Origin of the sequence: Streptomyces sp. NPDC088766, assembly GCF_044750845.1 — a bacterium.
In the GTDB taxonomy this organism is placed as follows: Bacteria; Actinomycetota; Actinomycetes; order Streptomycetales; family Streptomycetaceae; genus Streptomyces.
Genome location: NZ_JBIVKQ010000034.1, coordinates 21,988 through 40,210, shown reverse-complemented (window position 1 = coordinate 40,210; position 18,223 = coordinate 21,988). Strand labels below are relative to the sequence as shown.

General features: G+C 74.2%; 10 protein-coding genes. 8 read left to right on the top strand and 2 right to left on the bottom strand.

The genetic code is table 11. The features are described from left to right. Nucleotides 1-2 precede the first annotated feature (2 nt). Together ACIP5W_RS32690 and ACIP5W_RS32685 are read left to right on the top strand one after the other, a co-directional pair. Nucleotides 3-569 carry a DUF2399 domain-containing protein gene (locus ACIP5W_RS32690; protein WP_401481195.1) on the top strand — a complete coding sequence of 189 codons (567 nt, stop codon included), beginning with the start codon at nt 3-5 and terminating at the stop codon, nt 567-569. 175 nt (nt 570-744) lie between these two features. Next, nucleotides 745-1,584 carry an RNA polymerase sigma factor SigF gene (locus ACIP5W_RS32685; protein ID WP_401481171.1) on the top strand — a complete coding sequence of 280 codons (840 nt, stop codon included), beginning with the start codon at nt 745-747 and terminating at the stop codon, nt 1,582-1,584. A gap of 70 nt (nt 1,585-1,654) precedes the next feature. Here ACIP5W_RS32685 and ACIP5W_RS32680 read toward each other — a convergent pair whose 3' ends face one another. Continuing rightward, complete coding sequence (locus ACIP5W_RS32680) at nt 1,655-2,716, bottom strand: mannose-binding protein (RefSeq protein ID WP_401481169.1); 1,062 nt, start codon at nt 2,714-2,716, stop codon at nt 1,655-1,657. A gap of 557 nt (nt 2,717-3,273) precedes the next feature. On the opposite strand from ACIP5W_RS32680, the gene ACIP5W_RS32675 reads away from it, so the two are divergent. The 4 genes from ACIP5W_RS32675 (at nt 3,274) to ACIP5W_RS32660 (ending at nt 10,186) form a co-directional block, all read left to right on the top strand. Then, nucleotides 3,274-4,107, top strand: coding sequence for a type VII secretion system-associated protein (locus ACIP5W_RS32675; RefSeq protein ID WP_401481193.1), 834 nt, complete (start codon nt 3,274-3,276; stop codon nt 4,105-4,107). Continuing rightward, nucleotides 4,104-5,477 (top strand): ricin-type beta-trefoil lectin domain protein, encoded by a 1,374-nt coding sequence (locus tag ACIP5W_RS32670; protein WP_401481167.1) that lies wholly within the window; start codon nt 4,104-4,106, stop codon nt 5,475-5,477. The genes ACIP5W_RS32675 and ACIP5W_RS32670 overlap by 4 nt, the downstream gene beginning before the upstream one ends. Before the next feature lie 144 nt (nt 5,478-5,621). Continuing rightward, nucleotides 5,622-8,942, top strand: a complete 3,321-nt coding sequence (locus ACIP5W_RS32665) for a right-handed parallel beta-helix repeat-containing protein (RefSeq protein WP_401481165.1) — start codon at nt 5,622-5,624, stop codon at nt 8,940-8,942. Beyond that, nucleotides 8,939-10,186 carry a S8 family serine peptidase gene (locus ACIP5W_RS32660; protein WP_401481163.1) on the top strand — a complete coding sequence of 416 codons (1,248 nt, stop codon included), beginning with the start codon at nt 8,939-8,941 and terminating at the stop codon, nt 10,184-10,186. The genes ACIP5W_RS32665 and ACIP5W_RS32660 overlap by 4 nt, the downstream gene beginning before the upstream one ends. A 113-nt stretch (nt 10,187-10,299) precedes the next feature. Here ACIP5W_RS32660 and eccCa read toward each other — a convergent pair whose 3' ends face one another. Next, nucleotides 10,300-14,310 carry a type VII secretion protein EccCa gene (gene eccCa, locus ACIP5W_RS32655; protein ID WP_401481161.1) on the bottom strand — a complete coding sequence of 1,337 codons (4,011 nt, stop codon included), beginning with the start codon at nt 14,308-14,310 and terminating at the stop codon, nt 10,300-10,302. A gap of 453 nt (nt 14,311-14,763) precedes the next feature. Between eccCa and eccD the strand changes: the two genes are divergently transcribed. Together eccD and eccB are read left to right on the top strand one after the other, a co-directional pair. Further along, nucleotides 14,764-16,170, top strand: coding sequence for a type VII secretion integral membrane protein EccD (gene eccD, locus ACIP5W_RS32650; protein ID WP_401481159.1), 1,407 nt, complete (start codon nt 14,764-14,766; stop codon nt 16,168-16,170). Nucleotides 16,171-16,215: 45 nt separating this feature from the next. Continuing rightward, nucleotides 16,216-17,856 (top strand): type VII secretion protein EccB, encoded by a 1,641-nt coding sequence (gene eccB / locus ACIP5W_RS32645; RefSeq protein ID WP_401481157.1) that lies wholly within the window; start codon nt 16,216-16,218, stop codon nt 17,854-17,856. Nucleotides 17,857-18,223 lie beyond the last annotated feature (367 nt).

Genomic DNA, 18,223 nt, shown 5'->3' with positions numbered 1-18,223 from the left:
GTCTGCTCAGGGACGACCTCTCGTCGACCGTTCTCACCCTCGGCCTGCGCGGTGTCCCGCCCCTCGACCAGATGGCCGACGCGGGGGAGCCGACGGTGCTGACGCTTCGCTTCCTCAGCCGTCACGCACCGCTCGTCGCCGTTCCGGTGACGGGAACCGTCCACATCTGTGAGAACCCTGCCGTACTGTCCGCCGCCGACACCTTCGGCCCGGCGTGTCCGCCCCTGGTGTGCCTCCAGGGCCAGCCGTCGGCCGCCGCCCTCACCTTGCTGCGCGACCTTTCCACACAGGGAGCCGGCCTCCTCCACCACGGTGATTTCGACTGGGGTGGTGTGCGCATCGCCACAGCACTGGCGAGAAACGTCCCTTGGCGGCCCTGGCGCTACGAGGCCGCCGACCACCGAGCAGCAGTGGCCGCAGCGGACCGGGCCCCGGATCTGACGGGCCCACCCGCCGCGACGCCCTGGGACCCGGCGCTGGCCGTCGCTCTCGCCGAGCACGGTGTGCGGGTCGAGGAGGAGGCGGTGCTGGACGACTTGCTGGCGGACCTCGGGCCGCGACCCCGTTGAGGGGCGTTCCGCACGGGACCGTGCTCGTCAGCGGCCCGGCTCGGACGCTCCTGTCCCGTCCCGCGAAAAATTCGGGGAATGGTCGTCGGGGTCGGGGGTAGACGGGGGTTTGCGGGGAGGACGGGCCGGCGACGACGGACCGGTGGTGTCTTGGCTGATCGATTGGGAGGGGCACATGATGACGACGACCGTGCAGGCCGCGGGGACGGTGGACGTTCCGGAGATCGCCGATCCCTCCAAGGTCGCGCCGAGGGACGCGCGGGAGTTGTCGAAGGTGTTCTTCGGGCGGCTGGCGGTGCTGGAGGAGGGCACGCCCGAGTACCAGTACGCGCGCAACACGCTGATCGAGATGAACATGTCCCTGGTGCGCTACGCGGCGGGCCGGTTCCGCAGCCGTGGGCCGGAGGAGATGGAGGACATCGTCCAGGTCGGCATGATCGGGCTGATCAAGGCGATCGACCGGTTCGAGCTGTCGCGGGAGGTGGAGTTCACTTCCTTCGCGGTCCCCTACATCGTGGGGGAGATCAAGCGGTTCTTCCGGGACACCTCCTGGGCCGTGCACGTGCCGCGGCGTCTGCAGGAGGCCCGGGTGCAGCTGGCCCGGGCCAACGAGGAGCTGCGCAGCCGGCTGGGCCGCACGCCGACGACGAAGGAGCTGTCGGAGCTGATGTGCCTGCCGGAGGACGAGGTGGTCGAGGCCCGGCTGGCGTCCAACGGGTACACGTCGGCGTCGCTGGACGCGGCGATCAGCGGCAGTGAGGACGGCGAGGCCGCGCTGGCGGACTTCATCGGCAACGAGGACGCCGCCCTCGGTCTGATCGAGGACTTCCACGCGCTGGCGCCGATGGTCGCCGCGCTGGACGAGCGTGACCGTCGGATCATCCACTGGCGGTTCGTGGAGGAACTCACCCAGGCCCAGATAGGCGAACGGCTCGGTGTCTCCCAGATGCACGTCTCGCGGCTGATCTCCCGCCTGCTGACCCGCCTGCGCGAAGGCATGCTCAGCACCACCTGAACCACCCCACACCCCGACCCCGGTGCCCTTACGGCACCGGGGCCCGCGTGCGTTCCGGGGCCGTACGGCGTCAGGTGGACCAGATGACCGTGCCGTTGTGCAGGATGACCACCTTGGCGTCGGCCCGCAGGACCAGCTGGGCGTTGTCGTGGCCGTGGCTCTTGGAGGCCCAGATCGGACGGTCGTCGCCGTTGTGGATGACGAGGTTGCCGTCGGCCTGGAAGATCGCCCGGTGGTTCTCGCCGAAGGTCATGGACGCCCACAGGGGCTTGCCCTGCTCGTTGTAGACGACGAGGTTGCCGTCCGTCTGCATCACCATGCGGATGCGGTTGGTGGTCCAGGCCTGGTTGACCTCCAGAACACTGGTCGCGTAGACGGTCTCGGTGCTCCAGACCGGCTTCGGGGTCGCCTTGGGCTTGGGCTTCGGGGCCGGCGTCGTCTTCTTCTCGGGCGGGCTGCTCGTCCTCGGCGCCGGTGCGGGCGCGACGGGCTGGGCGACGGCGGCCTTCGGGACCGCGCTCTTCCGCGGCTTCGCCGAAGTCGGCGACGAACTGGGCAGGCCGGCCACGTAGTCGCCGAGGGAGGCCGGGGCGGACTCCGGGTTCAGGACGGTGTCGGCGCCCTCCGCCGCCAGCCCCGTCGCGCCGTCCCGGTGCCCGTCGTCCTTCGCGCTCCCGGCCAGCAGCAGCGGTATCGCGATCAGGGCGGCGCCGACGAAGGCCGCCCCCGCCAGGACCGGCTTGCGCGGGCGTCCGCTGTCGGTGCCGGTTTTGGCGCCCGGCGGCGCCGTCCCGACGGCCGCCGCCACGGCGACGCCCTCCTCGGACGCCCCGGCGGTCCCGGTGGCGGCCGGGACCGAGGACGAGGCCGGGGCCGAGGCGGCGGCGCTCTCGCCGGTCGCGGTCTCGGTGGTGCCGGACCCGGCCGCGGGGACTGCCGCGGGGCTCGGCGCGTTCCCCTCCGGTGCGGAGGGCGTGGCCGGAGAGGCCGCGCTCTCCGCCGCGGCGGGGGACGTGGGTGACGAGCCGGCGCTCTCCTCCGGTGCCGAGGGCGTCGGCGTGGAGCCGGTCTCTTCCGCGCGGGCGGCGGTCGCCTCCGCGTTCGCACGGGGTGCGGGGGGCTGGGGGGACATGCGGTACTCCTCCTCGGTGGCCGAGCAGTCGGTGGGGGAGCTGTCAGTGACGGAACCCGGACGACCCGTTCAGCGGCCGTACCGGACGAACGCCCGGCGCGTGGGCGGGCGTCGAGCCGGTACCGGGTCCGGGCGGGCCGTATCGGCACGGCCCCGGTCGCCGCGTCCCGCGTGACCCGCGGCGGTCGGGGCCGCGGGCCGGCAGACGCCTCCGCCGAACCGTGAAGTCCTCCCGTACGGCCCTGGCCCGGACGTCCGGCCGGAAGGCCGCACGTCGACGGGTCCGACGGCGTACCCAACTTAGCCGGTCGCTCCGGCCACGGCCGCTTCCGCGTCGGGAACGCCCCGTCGCTTTGTCCACCCACGCCTCACTGCTCCCGGAAAGTTCCCCACTCGGGCAGCGAACGGGCGCGTCGAGGCCCGATACGGACCTTCCCCGGCCACCCGTCAACAGGACAGCTGTGGCATCCTGTTGACTCCCGATCTGATCAGTGCCGTCGTGCGCGCAGGTCGTTCGGCACCCAAGAAGTCGTACGGACCCAAGAGTTCAGGTGGAGATGCGGCCCGGAGAACGGCAGGAGGGCAGGCACGACGCCTCGTCCGCGGTGCCCGAGGGCTCCGGGTCGACCGCAGCCCCCGATGCACCCGTCACAACCGTCCCCGAGACCGGCGACACTCCCGTGATACCCGAGGCCGTGCGGGCCGCCGCCCGCCGCGCGCCGGGGCACTGGATCGGGATGGTCGACCCGGAGTGGACCGAGGAGCGGACACCGCCGGAGTGGGCGGTGCTGGGGGAGTGGCGGTCGGACGACAGCGGGGGCGTGGGGGAGTACCGCCCCAACCCGGCGTACCGGCCCTCGGCGCGGGTGCTCGGCTGGCCGGAGCCCACCGACCCGGTGGACGCGGCGGCACAGCGGGCCGCCACCGGCTACGGCTCGGTGGACGACGCCCTCGCGGCGCTCGCGGAGGCGGACGTCACGGTGGTGCGCGGACCGGACGGCGGGCCACTCACGGCCGTCGGGCGGGACGGGGCGCCCGTGGTTCTGTTGTTCACCTCGCCGGCACACGAGTTCATGTCCGCGGCACTCAGTCATGACACCCTGTCGGCAGCGGAGTTGGCCCGTTCGCTGAGCGGTTCCGGCACCCTGCTGATGGTCAACGCCGGGGCCGCGGCCCCCCTGTTCGTTCCCGCGGACAGTCTCCTCGGACCGGCAACCGTACCCGGGCCGGACGCCGAGGGGACGCCCGTGACGGACGCCGTGGCGGAGGGGAACTCCGGCGCCCTCTCCGGCACGACGGACCGTACCGGCCCTCCGGCCGCGGCCCCCTCCGCGGACCGGGCCGACAACACCCCTGAACCCCGGCCCCACATCACAGGGAGGACCCCGTGACGCGTTCGGCCCAGCAACCCCCCAGCCCCCCGGGGGCGGAGTCCGGTTCCGACGCCGAGGAGACGGCCGCCACCGCCGTGGCGGCCACCGTCTCCCGGCCCACGGAGACGAGGACCGAGCCCGATCCGGCAGAGACGAAGGCAGAAACAAAGGCAAAGGCAGAGGCAGAGACGAAGACAGAAACAAAGGCAGCCGCGGAGACCGAGGCAGAGCCCGAGCCCGGCGCCGGCTCCCGCCCCGGCCCCGCCGAGGCGACGACCGCGCAGGCCGTCGAGGCCGGGAAGGCGTCCGCCCAGGGCGGCGACCCGGAGACCGCCGAAGCCGTCGGCGCCGAGTCCACGAGCGGATCGGCCTCCGGCAGCCGGTCCGAGGCCGCCCCCGGTGCCGCCGCGGGCCGGTCCGAGGCCGAGGCCGACCCGGGTGCCGCCGCGGCTGCCAAGAGCCGGCTGCCCGCGCTCGTACGGACCATGACCGCGACCGCGATCGACCGGCCGCGGCAGACCGGCCCGGTCGGGCGGCCGGGCAAGGCCGTGCTGGCCGGGGCCGCGGTCGGAGGGGCACTGCTGGTGTCCGTGCCGTTCCTGGTGCTCGGCGGGAACGACGACAAGGCCCGTACGGCGCCGACGGCGGCGGAGACCGTCCTCGGCGGGAACGCGGGGGAGGCGCCCGGCGAGTTCGCGGTCACCCAGCCCGTAACCGGCTCCTCGGGCGAGAACCCCAAGTCCTCCGCGAAGCCGGGCAAGCCGGTACGGGAAGCCGCCGCGTCGGCCCCGGCCAAGGGCGGGAGCCAGGACGAGCCGAAGCGGGAGGCCGCTCAGCAGTCCAAGCCCACGAAGCAGAGCAGCGGGCAGAAGTCCGGCAGCAGCGGCTCCAGCACCGGCAAGGACTCCGGCGGCAGCAAGACGGCGGCCGGCGGCGCGGCGTCGGGCACCGGGTCGGGCACCGGCAAGAACCAGGCGGCGAACTCCGGTTCGGCCCTGACGTTCAGCGGCTTCGTGTCCCTGCGCAGTCATCTCTCGGGCCGCTGCGTCGACGTACCGAACAGCGACTTCAGCGACGGCAAGGCACTGTGGGCGTGGGACTGCAACGGCAGCGCCGCGCAGAAGTGGCAGTTCGCCTCCGACGGCACCATCCGCATCCAGGGCAAGTGCCTCGACGTGGCCAACGCGAACTACAACGACGGCACGACCATCCAGATCGCCTGGTGCAACGGCAACGCCGCCCAGCAGTTCGTGCTGAACTCCGCGCACGACCTGGTCAACACCGTCGTCGGCAAGTGCGTCGACATCAGGGACAACAACCGGGGCAACGGGGCCCGGCTGCAACTGTGGACCTGCAACGGCGGCGACAACCAGAAGTGGAGCGTCTGACCGCACGCCCCACACCGAGAGCACCGCTCTCGTCACCCGCCCGCCCCCAGGGCGGGGCATGATGGCACCGTCGGCTCGCCGACACGGGCCCCCGACGAACGGGACGCCCGCTGAAAAACGCCCCCGTGGCAAGGAGGTTGGTGCGTGTCGCGCCAGGTACTGACGGTCGGTCCCGGGGACCGGGACCGCTACCGGACGATCGGTGAGGCACTCGCGGCGGCCCGTACCGGTGCGCTCATCAGCGTCCGGCCCGGGACGTACGCCGAGAACCTGGTGATCCAGACCAGGGTCACCCTCACCGCCGCCGAGGGGCGGGGCACCGTGGAGATCCGGCCGCGTTCGGGCAGTGTGCTCGCGCTGCGCGCCGACGCCGTGATGGTGTCCGAACTGACCCTGCGCGGCGGCGACGCCGAACTGCCGGCCGTGGACGTGCGGCGCGGGCAGGCCGCGTTCGACGGCTGCGAGGTCGTCGGCGCCGCCTGGACGGCGATGCTGGCCGGGGGCACCGGTTCCCTCGCGCTGCGGGACTGCCGGGTGAGCAACCCGCAGGGCGCGGGCATCGTGGTGACCTCCACCACGCCCACCACCGTGGAGTCCTGCACCCTGGAGAACCTGGGCACCAGCGGACTGGTCCTCGCCGAGCAGGGCGAGGCACGCGTCCGCGGCTGCACGGTGCGCGACGCCCGCGGCAACGGCCTGCTCGCCAACGGCGAGGCCCGCGGCACGGTGGAGGACTGCGACATCTCCTCCACCGACAAGCCGTCCATCGCCCTCGAGCAGAACTGCTCCCTGTCGGTGGTCCGCACCGTGGTGCACGACACCAGCACCGGCGTGCACCTGAGCAGCTCGGGCCGCACGACCCTGGAGGACGTCCGCGTCACCGGAGCGTCGGGGAACGGGATCGCGCTGGCCTCGGGCACCGACCCGGTGCTGCGCCGCTGCCGGGTCTCCCGCACCCGCGGACACGGCGTCCTGGTCACCGACCGGGCGCGCGGCACCTTCGAGGACTGCTGGGTGGACGGCGCGCAGGGTGCGGCGCTGCGGGTCGCCGGGGCCGCCTCCCCGGCGCTGACCGGCCTGACGGTCCGCGACTGCGAGCACACGGGGCTGCTCCTGGAGGAGGACTCCGCGCCGGAACTGGACCGCCTGGAGGTGATCGGCGGCTCGCCCGCCGTCGCGGTGCGCGGCGGCGCCAACCCGCTGCTGCGCCGGGCCCGGCTGGTGGAACCCTCCGGCGACGGCATCTCCGCGACCGCCGACGCCCGCGGCCGCGCCGAGGACTGCGAGATCGTCCGGCCCGGCGGCACGGGCGTGCACGTGGCCTCCGGCAGCACCCTCTACCTGGCCGGGGGCGGGGTCTCCGACCCCGCCGTCAGCGGTCTGGTCGTGGCGGACGGCGGCAACGTCACCGTCCGCGACTTCCGCGTCGAGATGTCCGGCGAGGAGGGCGTGGTGGTCGCCGGGGGCGGCGAACTGACCGCAAGCCGCACCGTGGCGCACGCCGCCAAGGGCCACGGCTTCCTGCTGCGCGAGGGCGCTCTCGCCTCCCTCAGCGGCTGCGAGGCCAGCGGGGGCGCCGAGGACGGCTTCCGGGTGGAGTCCACCGCGCCGGTCTCCCTCGTGAACTGCCTCGCCCGGGAGAACGAGGGCGGCGGCCTGGTGCAGACCGCACCCGGCGAACGGCTCGCCGTGGACGGCCTGAAGAGCACCGGCAACGGCAAGCGGGACGCCTGGGGCACCGGCAGCGCCGAGAACACCGACCCCGCCGGTTCGGGTGCCGCCGACGGACCCGCGCCGGACCGCGAGGACGGCCCGCTCGGCGCCCTCAACGCGCTGATCGGCCTGGAGAACGTCAAGCAGCAGGTGCGCACCCTGGTCAACCTGACCCAGCTCGCCCAGCGCCGCGAACAACTCGGCATGCCCGCACCGCCGATGAGCCGCCACCTGATCTTCGCCGGGCCCCCCGGCACCGGCAAGACCACCGTCGCCCGCCTCTACGGCGCGATCCTGGCCGAACTGGGCTCGCTGCGCAGCGGGCACCTGGTGGAGGTCTCCCGGGCCGACCTGGTCGCACAGGTCGTCGGCGGCACCGCCATCAAGACCAGCGAGACCTTCCAACGGGCCCTCGGCGGCGTGCTGTTCATCGACGAGGCGTACACCCTCACCGCCGACAGCGGCAACGGCGGCGCCGACTTCGGCCGCGAGGCGGTGGACACCCTGCTGAAACTGATGGAGGACCACCGCGACGACGTGGTGGTGGTCGCGGCCGGCTACTCCCGCGAGATGGAGTCCTTCCTCGGCTCCAACCCCGGTCTGGCCTCGCGCTTCTCACGGACCGTCGAGTTCGAGAACTACTCGGTGTCCGAACTGGTCGCGATCATGGAGAACATGTGCGCCCAGCACCAGTACGAACTGGGCGAGGGCACCGCGGAGGCGCTGGCCGCGCACTTCGGGGCGATGCCGCGGGACGCCGGCTTCGGCAACGGACGTGCCGCACGCGGGGTGTTCGAGGAGATGGTGGACCGGCAGGCGGTCCGGCTCGCCGCCCAGGCGCAGGTCGGCGAGCGCGACCTGCGGCTGCTGCTGCCGGAGGACGTCTCGCCCACCGCCGCCGCGGCCGCGGCGGGCGAGAGCGCCGCCCCGGAGGACGACCCGCTGACCCGCCTCGGCGACATGATCGGCCTGGCCGAGGCCAAACGCGACGTCGCGAACCTGGTCAACCTCATCACCACCGCCCGCCACCGGGCCGCCGCCGGACTGCCGGTGCCCTCGCTCAGCCACCACCTGGTCTTCACCGGCCCGCCCGGCACCGGCAAGACCACCGTCGCCCGTCTCTACGGGCAGATCCTCACCCAGCTCGGCATCCTCGAGCGGGGCCAGCTGGTCGAGGCGGCCCGCGCCGACCTGGTCGGCCGCTACATCGGCCACACCGCCCAGCTCACCCGCGAGGTCTTCGAACGGGCCCGCGGCGGCGTGCTGTTCATCGACGAGGCGTACACCCTCACCCCGCGCGGCGGTGGCGCCGACTTCGGCCAGGAGGCGGTGGACACCCTGCTGAAACTGATGGAGGACCACCGCGACGAGGTGGTCGTCATCGTCGCCGGCTACACCGACGAGATGGAACGCTTCCTCGCCTCCAACCCGGGCCTGTCCTCCCGCTTCCCGCGCCGGATCGCCTTCGCCGACTACTCCTCCGAGGAACTGGTCACCATCGTGCGCTCCCACGCCGCGAGCATGGGCTACGAGTGCGGACCCGGCACCGGCCCCCTGCTCAAGGAGTACTTCGACGCGCTGCCCCGGGACCGCTCCTTCGGCAACGCCCGCCTGGCCCGCCAGGTGGTCGAGTCGATGGTCACCCGCCAGGCGGGACGGCTCAGCTCGCTGGCCGCGCCCACCCTGGACGACCTGCGCATCCTCCTGCCCGAGGACGTGGCCGTCGCCGCACCGGGAACGGCTCCCCGGTGAGGCGGCCCGCCCGCGGGGTCGCCCGCCTGGTGTCCGGCGCCGGCCTCGCCGCCGCCCTGCTGCTGCCCGCGGCCGCTTCGGCGCACGCGGTACCCCTGTCCGGCATGCCGGCGGCCGACGGGAAGAAGGGCCAGCAACTGCCCGCCATGCCCTCCGCGTTCGACGCCGAGGCCGACGACGTGACCTGCACCCCCGCCTCCAAGGAGAAGGCGAAGAAGCAGGACTGGTCGCGCCAGCGGCTCGACCTGGACCGGCTGCACCGGCACGGCACCGGGCAGGGCGTGACCGTCGCCCTCATCGGCACCGGTGTCGCCACCGGTGCCGCCGGACTCGACGGCCGGGTCCTGGCCCGGGGCGCGGCCGGTGACGACTGCGTGGGACACGGCACCTTCCTGGCCGGGCTGATCGCCGGGACCGGCGGGGACAGCCCCCGCCTGGCCGGGGTCGCCCCCGGCGCGAAGATCCTCGCCCTGCGCGGCACCGACGAGCGCGGCACGGCGAGCTCCGCCCTGGTCGCGCAGGCGCTGCGCGCCGCCACCGAGGCGCGCGCCCAGGTCATCGCGGTCGCGGTGGCCCTGCCCCGTCGTGACGCGGAGCTGACCCGTGCGGTCGCCGCGGCCCGCCGCGCGGGCGCGGTGGTGGTCGCCGCGGCCACCCCGGACCCGCCGTCCCGGGGCACCACCGACGAGATCCCCTCCCGCACCTACTGGCCGGCCGGCGAGCCCGGCGTCCTCTCCGTCGCCGACATGCTCCCCGGCGGCACCCGGCCCGAGAACGCCCTGCCCACCGGCGGCATCGACCTGGCCGCCCCCGGCGCCGGGGTGGTCTCCGGCGGCCCGCGCGGCAGCGGCCACTACCTCGGCGCCGGCGCCTCCGTGGCCACCGCCTACACCGCCGGGGCCGCCGCGGTGGTCCGCGCCGCCCATCCCGACGACTCGCCCGACGCCGTCGTGCGCCGCCTCACCGCCACCGCCTACCCGGCGGACATCCCCCAGCTGGATCCCTACGCCGCCGTCACCACGGTCCTCGGCGACGCCGCCGCGTCCACCGGTGCCGAGCGGGCCGCGGACCCCGTGACGGTCCGCGACACCGCCTCCGCCGACCGTGCCACCAGCCGAGCCGGACTGCTGGTCCTCCTCGGCTCCGCCGCCGTCCTGGCCGCCTTGTGGGCCGCCTTCACTTTCTCCCGGGCCCGCGCCCGCGGCTGGCGCCCGGCGGAAGCGGGCCCGACGGCGCGGGAGTGAGCCGAGCCCCCTGACGACGTACGGCGGGGCCACCCGAGGGTGGCCCCGCCGTACTCGTGTTCTCGCCGTTCCCCTTCCGCCTCCCCGGCGTCCGCGGAGGCGTCGCGGTCCGTCTACCGCGTGCTCTCCTCCACCAGTGCCGTCTGCATCAGCCGCGCCCGACGGCGGGCGATGTGCAGGGCCCGGCCGGGCGGGAGGTTGAGCGGTTTCGTGTTGCCGAAGAGACGGCCCTCCGTGGGCGGGCAGGACAGCAGGACCGCCGGGTTGTTCGCCTCGTCGAGGCGGCGGACCAGGGCGTCGCTGAGGCCGCGGCCCGCGCCCATGGCACTGCGGGCGACGACCAGGTGCAGGCCCATCTCGTAGCCGAGGGTCAGATGCTCGAAGAGCGGCTCGAAGGGACTCTGGAAGGTGTTGCTGCCGGAGACCATGTCGTAGTCGTCGACCAGGATGAACAGCCGCGGGCCGGTCCACCAGTCGCACTGGCGCATGCGGGCGGGCGCGATGTCCGCGCCGGGCACGCGGGTCTTCATCGCGCGGGCCGCCCCCTCGATGGTCTCCTTGAGGTTGTCCAGGGAGATCACGTGCCCGATGCGGTACTCCTCGGGCACGGCGTCCACCAGCGTACGGCGGTAGTCCACGGCGATGATCTTCGCCTCGTGGGGGGCGTAGTGGTCGGTGATGCCCCGGGTGACGCGGCGCAGCAGGTTGGTCTTGCCGCTCTCGGTGTCGCCGACCACGATCAGGTGCGGGGTGCGGCTGAAGTCGTGCCAGACCGGTTCCAGGGTGTCCTGGTCGATGCCGAGCGGCAGCCGCATGCCGCCCCCCTCGGTGCCCTGGGGCGCGGGGAGTTCGGCGAGCGGGAGCCGGTGCGGCAGCATCCGGATCTGCGGGGCGGGCGCGCCGCTCCAGTGCCGGGCGACTTCGGAGACCAGGTGGGCGACGCCGTCGCCGAGGTCGTCGAGGGAGCCGCTGCCGTCCAGGCGGGGCAGGCCGGCGAGGAAGTGCATCTTGCTGTCGGAGGTGATGCCCCGGCCGCCGGTGCGCGGCACCGAGCGGGCCTTGCGGGTGTCGATCTCGGAGTCCATCGGGTCGCCCATCCGCAGTTCCAGGCGGGTGGCGGCCTGGTCCCGGACCTGGGCGGACAGCTCCACCCAGCGGGTGGTGGTGACGATCAGGTGGATGCCGTAGTTGAGGCCGCGGGCGGCGAGTTCGTTGAACTTGGGGACCAGGTCGTCGTAGTCCTGGCGGACCGTGGACCAGCCGTCGACCACCATGAAGACGTCGCCGAAGGGCTCGTCGGGGAACTCCCCGGCGGCCCGGCGGCGGCGGTAGGACTGCATGGAGTCCAGGGTGTGGTCGACGAAGAACTGCTCGCGGCGGGCGAGCAGCGTCATCACCTCGGCGACGGCCCGGTGCACCCGCTCCGGGTTCAGCCGCGGGGCGACGCCGCCGACGTGGGGGAGCGCGGCGAGCTGGGAGAGGCCGCCGCCACCGAAGTCGAGGCAGTAGAACTGGACCTCGGCGGGGGTGTGGGTGAGGGCGAGGGCGGCGATCAGCGTGCGGGCGAGCGTGGACTTGCCGCTCTGCGAGCCGCCCGCGACGGCGACGTGGCCGCCCGCTCCGGACAGGTCCACGACCAGCGGGTCGCGGCGCTGCTCGAAGGGTTTGTCCACCAGGCCCACCGGGACCCGCAGCCGGCCGGTCCCGGACCAGCCGGCGGCGCTGAGGCCGCGCTCGGGGTCGGGGGCGATGCCGGGCAGCAGGGCGTCGAGCGGGGAGGGCTCCTCCAGCGGCGGCAGCCACACCTCGTGGGCGGCGGGCCCGGAGCCGCGCAGCCGGTCGAGGGCCACGTCGAGCAGTGTCTCCTCGTCGCCGCTCTCCTCGGCCTCCGGCTCCGGCTCCGGCGCGGCCTCCAGCGTGCGGGGCACCACCCAGCCGCTGGTCCACGGCACCACCTGGCTGGCCACCCGGGCCTGCACGACCGCGCCGGTGCGGCGCCGGTAGGTGCCCGAGGAGTAGGCGGCCCGGAACCGGGTCAGGGACTCCACCCCGGACTTCAGGTAGCCGCTGCCGGGCTGGGCCGGCAGTTCGTAGGCGTCCGGCACGCCGAGCACGCCGCGGCTCTCCATGGCGGAGAAGGTGCGCAGGCCGACGCGGTACGACAGGTGGCTCTCCAACTGGTGCATACGGCCCTCGTCCAGGCGCTGCGAGGCGAGCAGCAGGTGCACTCCCAGGGAGCGGCCGAGACGGCCGATCATCACGAACAGGTCCATGAACTCGCGGTGCGCGGAAAGGAGTTCGCTGAACTCGTCGACCACCACGAACAGGCTGGGCAGCGGGGTGAGGGCCGCCCCGGCGGCGCGCGCCCGCTCGTACTCCAGGGCGGAGGTGTAGTTGCCGGCGGCGCGCAACAGTTCCTGGCGGCGGATGAGTTCACCGTGCAGCGCGTCCTGCATGCGCTCCACCAGGGCGACTTCGTCGGCGAGGTTGGTGATGACGGCGGACGTGTGCGGCAGTTCCTCCAGGCCGAGGAAGGTGGCGCCGCCCTTGAAGTCGACCAGGACGAAGTTGAGGGTCTCGGAGGAGTTGGTCAGGGCCAGGCCGAGGACGAGGGTCCGCAACAGTTCGCTCTTGCCGGAGCCGGTGGCGCCGATGAGCATGCCGTGCGGGCCCATGCCGCCCTGCGCGGACTCCTTGATGTCGAGTTCCACCGGGCGCCCGTCCACGCCGACCGCGATCGGCACCCGCAGCCGTGCGGAGCCGGTGTGCCGGGCGAAGAGGGTGCGCGGTTCGTGCCGGTGCAGGTCGGGGATGCCGAGCAGGGTGGTCAGTTCGACGTCGCTGTCCAGGGGCTGCGCCACGTCGGCGCCCAGACTCATCCGGCGGGGGGCGAGCAGCCTGGCCAGTGACTCCGCGCCGAGCGGGCCGAGCCGGTCCGGCCGGCCGAGCGGCACGGAACGCTCCTTGCGGCTGCGGTCGGTGCGCACCAGGTTCACCCGGTCCGGCCCGACGGTCAGCCGCAGCGTGTTGCGGCCGGGCCGCCAGCGCAGCGCCCCGGAGACGTCGAGGACCACCGCGTTGCGGTAGCCGTGCCCCTCCCAGCGGTGCCCCTCGGGGACGGTGACGCCGTCCAGGACGACGACGGTGTAGGGCTCGTCGCGGCCGGGGCGGGCGTCCGGGTCGAAACCGGGACGTTCGGCGAACTCGGCACCGAGCAGGTCGTCCAGCTCGGTGAGGTCGGCGGTGATCCGGCGGACCTTGCCGGCACCGTCCTCCTCGTACGGGTGCAGCGCGTGCGGCAGCCACTTGGCCCACTCCCAGTCGGGCCGCCGGTCGTCGCTGACGCAGAGGGCGAGCCACAGCTCCTCGGGCGCGTGGAACACCGAGAGCTGCGCGAGCACGGCGCGCACCAGGGCGCGTACGGCCTCGGCGCCGGGGCCGCCCTCGGCGTCGCCGCCCGCCCCGGACACCGGGCCGCCCGGCTCGGCGGACTCCCCTGCGGACGTTTCCTCGGGACGCAGCAGGATCCGCGCCGAGGAACGCAGGTAGAGGCCGAGAGGCTGCTCGGGGATGGTGGAGTAGGCGCGGATGAAGCGGCGCAGGGCGTGCGCACAGAGCGGTTCGAGGTCCTCCACCGGGCGGGTGGAGACCGGGTTCAGGGTGAGCGCCAGCTGCTGCTCGCCGACCGCGAGACGGATCTCGCCGAAGTCCTCGTCGGCCGGGCGGCGTTCCCACAACCGCGAGGTGCGGGCCAGGGAGCGCAGCGAGGCGGGCTCGGGGTGGCGCCAGGCGAGGGCCCGCTGCTGCTCCGCGATGGTGCTCCGGACCCGCTTGCGGGTCTGCGCCAGGTAGCGCAGGTAGTCGCGGCGTTCGCCCTTCAGGCGCTGCTTGCGCTCGCTGGAGCGGCGCATCAGCTGCCCCAGCAGCATGGCACCGGCGGAGAGCGCCATGACGCCCATCGCCAGGTACATGAAGACGCCGTTCCCGCCGCCGGGGCGCAGGAACATCAGCATCATCGACACCGACATCAGGGCCATCGGCAGATAGGTCCATATCGCCGAGGTGTCCGGCACCGTCTCGGCCAGTACCGGCGGCTCCTGGAGGGTCAATTGCCCCTCGGGCATCTCGGGTCCACGTCGGCGGGCGGGCCGGCGGAACAGCACCACACTCAAGGAACGAAACCTCCGGTTTCACTGGCTTTCCGGCCCGCACCGAAATACCGGAGCAGCCGGCGGCGGTTTGGTCCGCACCGGGCTGATTCTCCGGAGTCCGCGTGACGCGGTGAACGCCTGCTGCATGTTTCGAACGGATAGCGGGGGGCGGTCAACTCCCGTGACGGTCAACTCCATACCGGTCAGGGAGCCAGGTCCGCAGCACGATCCGGCGGGTGTAGGCAGTAGTCTGCATTCACGGAACACGACCTGTCCACGCGGGGCAGGTGTTGCCGGGCGCGCACGGACCCGATTCCGCTGCCCGGCCCCTCCGTTCCCGGCCCGGCCGGCCTTCCGTACCCTTCGCACGTCCCCCTCTCCCGAGGGACCCCCGCCAACGCTCCAACGGAAGACGAGAGTTCAGCGATGACCGACAGCGCGGTGGCCGAACTGTGCCGCCTGACCGTACGTGCGCCGAGCGTCCGCGTCGATCTGGCCGTGCCCGCCGACGTGCCGGTCGCCGATCTCCTGCCCACACTGCTGCGTTACGTCGGGGAGGAGGCCGAGGAGGCCGGACTCGACCACGCCGGCTGGGTGCTCCAGCGGCTCGGTGACCCCCCGCTCGACGAGGAGACCACCCTCGCCCAGGCCGGCCTCGCCGACGGCGCGGTGCTCCACCTGCGCCCGCACACCGAGGCGCTGCCCGAGGCCCGGCTGGACGACCTGGTGGACGGGATAGCCGACACCGCGGCCCGACGGCTGCACACCTGGAGCCCCGAGGCGGCCCGCGGACTGCTCGTGGGCACCGCGGTGGCGACGGTGGTGACCGCCCTCGTCCTGGTGCTCCGGCCCGGGGTGACCGGATCCGGCTCCCTCCGGGCCGCCTGCGCGGCCCTGACCGGACTGCTCCTGCTCGCGGGTGCCGCCTCGGCCAGCCGCGCGGTCGGTGACCGTCTCTCCGCGACCGCCCTCGGCCTGCTGGTCGCACCCTGCCTGGCCCTGGCCGGCTGGCTGCTGCCCGGCGGCGACCTGGGCGGCCCCGACGCGGCGCAGGTCGCCGGCGCCCGGCTGCTCGCCGCGGGCGCGGCCGGCGCCGGCGGCGCGGTCCTCGCGCTCGCCGCCACGGCGGTCGGCGCCCCCGCCCTCCTGGCCACGGCGGTGGTCTCCCTGGCCGGCGCGACCGCCGGGGCCCTGATGGGTTACACCGACCTCCACGCGCCGGCCGCGGTGGCCCTGGTGGCCGCGTTCGTCGCCCTCGGCGCCGGAGCGGTGGCACCGTTCGCCTTCAAGCTGGCGGGCATGCGGATGCCGGCGCTGCCGTCGTCCGCCGGCCAGCTCCAGGAGGGCATCGAACCCTACGCGGGTGACGACGTCGCCGAACGCACCGAGCTGGCCGGGCGCTGGGTCACCGCGCTCTTCGCCGCCACCGGCGTCGTCGCCGCGGGCGCCCAGGTCGTCCTCGCCGAGCACCCCAACCTGCCCGAGGTGCTGACCTCCCTCGCGCTGAGCCTGCTGCTGCTCCTGCACGCCCGCGGACTGGTGCACATCGGGCAGCGGCTGACCCTTGCCGTGCCCGGCGTCTGGGGGCTGCTGCTGCTCGCCCGCGCCTGGGCCGTGGACCAGCACGGCGACGGGCGGCTGATCGTCCTGGCGGTGCTGCTCGCCGCGGCGGCCGCGCTCGTGATCGCCGCCTGGACGGTCCCCGGCCGCCGGATGCTGCCGTACTGGGGCCGGGCCGCGGAACTGGCCCACACCGGCCTCGCGGTGGCGCTGCTGCCGCTCAGCCTCTGGGCGGCGGGGCTCTTCGGCTGGCTGCGCGGCCTGTTCGGCTGAGCACACCGCACGCCGGTGACAGGAAGAACGAGTTGAGGAGAGGCTGTGCAGTCCAAGCGCGACCAGGTACACGCCCACGGTTTCATGATGGGCAGGCTCAGCTCGGGCCTGCTGATGGCCGACCCGGACGCTCCGGAGAGCCCGCTCGGGCGCACCACCCGCGGCGTGGTCTTCGGCGTCCTGGTCACCGTCCTGATCGGCGCGGGCGCCACCGTCTACGGCCTGCTGCGGCCCGGCGGGAACGACGGCTGGCGCGACGGTGAGCACCTGGTCGTCAACCGCGACACCGGCGCCCGGTACCTGTGGACCGGCACCGACGGCATACTGCACCCGGTGCGCAACTACGCGTCGGCGCGGCTCATCGGTGGCTCCGACCTGCCGACCGCCGACGTCCGCACCCCCTCCCTGCGGGACGTGCCCGTGGGCGCCCCGGTCGGCATCCCCGGAGCGCCGGACGCCGTACCCGCGCCCGACAGCCTCGACGACGGCTCCTGGCACATGTGCGTCACCGGGCCGGACGGGGCGCTGCCCGACACCTCCGGTGCCGTGTCGGGCACCGGGGTGGACGAACCGGGGACCACCACCGTGGTGGCCGGTGCGCCACTGGACTCCCGTGGCGTCGAGGGCGACCGCGGCGTGCTGGTGAGCGGGCCGGACGACACCGAGTACCTGGTGTGGCGGGGCAGCAGGCTGCCGCTGGACCGCGCCTCCGACGCCCGCAACGCCCTCGGCTACGGCTCCCAGCGGCCGATGCCGGTCTCGGCGGCCTTCCTCGACGCGCTGGCGCCCGGACCGGCCCTGAGCCCGCCCGCGGTGCCGGGGCGCGGCGACAAGGGCCCGGTGCTCGGCGGTGAGGCCAGCCGGATCGGTCAGCTGTTCAAGGTCAGCGTGCCCGGCGGCGGCAGCACCTACCACCTGCTGCGCAAGGACGGGCTGGTGCCGCTGACCCGGCTCGGCGCCGCCCTGGTGCTGGGCGACCCGGCCACCCAGAAGGACGCCTACCGGGGGCAGTCGCCCGAGGTGCGCACGGTCGGCGCGGACGCCCTGCGCGAGCACCGGGCGAAGGACTCCGCGACCGCCGGATCCGCGGAGCTGCCGGAGACACCGCCCCTGCCGGAGTCCGTGCCGCGCGGCACCGCGCTCTGCGCGCAGGTGGACGGCGACGACGGCGGCGCCCGCATCGGTTCGGTGCTCGTCCCGCTGGCCCGGCTCGCCCCGGTCGCGGTGTCCGCGGGCACCGACCTGCCGCTGGAGGCGGCCTGCGTCCCCACGGACGCCACGGTGGTGCGGCCCGGGCACGGTGCCCTGGTCCGGGCCCTGAACGCGAGCGGCGCCGCGCACGCCGGGACCACCTACCTGGTGGCGGAGAACGGGGTGAAGTACCGGATCTCCGGCAAGAACGCCCTGGAAGCGCTCGGGTACGGGGCATCGGACATCGACTCGGTCCCGGCACCGCTGCTCGCGTCCCTTCCCACCGGTGCGGACCTCGACCCGGCCGCTGCCACGGGCGTCGTGGAGCCCAGGGTCACCGCTCCGAAGTGCGGTGCCGGCGACCGCTCGGGGCAGCGCGAGGGGGGCGGCGAGTCGGACCAGGGGGTGTCGGCGGCGGACGCCGAAGGGGCCAAGGGCACCGAAGCCGCCAAGGGCACGGAGGCCGCCAAGGGCACGGAGGGCGCCACGCCATAGCGGACGCGGCCGGCGCCCGGGACACCGCCGACATCACGGACGCCGCGGACAGGGCGCGCACAGCCGACACCGCACACCGATCAAGGCAACCACCGCATATGGCGGCAAAGGAAAAGGCCGGGCGGGAAAGGCGCGAGCCGAACTCGCCGCCGGTGGCGGGAAGTCGGCGAAGTCGCCCTGGCCGGGCGTGGTGGTGAACCTCAGAGAAAGCTCAGATTTTCCGGCCGGACACCGCCCGGGGGGAAACCGCGGACGCCCGCCCTTTGTGCCGTAAACGGTCCGTCCGCATGCCCGTTGTCCTTCTTCGCGTGACCGTTCTCCGCCCGTATCGCCGCGTTTCGCGAAGAGTTCGCGCACCGTCGGCCGG

Bases quoted from the DNA above. Each gene is read 5' to 3' on its own strand.
- ACIP5W_RS32685 (WP_401481171.1), top strand. From the start codon at position 745: ATGATGACGACGACCGTGCAGGCCGCGGGGACGGTGGACGTTCCGGAG.
- ACIP5W_RS32680 (WP_401481169.1), bottom strand. From the start codon at position 2,716: ATGTCCCCCCAGCCCCCCGCACCCCGTGCGAACGCGGAGGCGACCGCC.
- ACIP5W_RS32675 (WP_401481193.1), top strand. From the start codon at position 3,274: ATGCGGCCCGGAGAACGGCAGGAGGGCAGGCACGACGCCTCGTCCGCG.
- eccCa (WP_401481161.1), bottom strand. From the start codon at position 14,310: ATGCCCGAGGGGCAATTGACCCTCCAGGAGCCGCCGGTACTGGCCGAG.
- eccD (WP_401481159.1), top strand. From the start codon at position 14,764: ATGACCGACAGCGCGGTGGCCGAACTGTGCCGCCTGACCGTACGTGCG.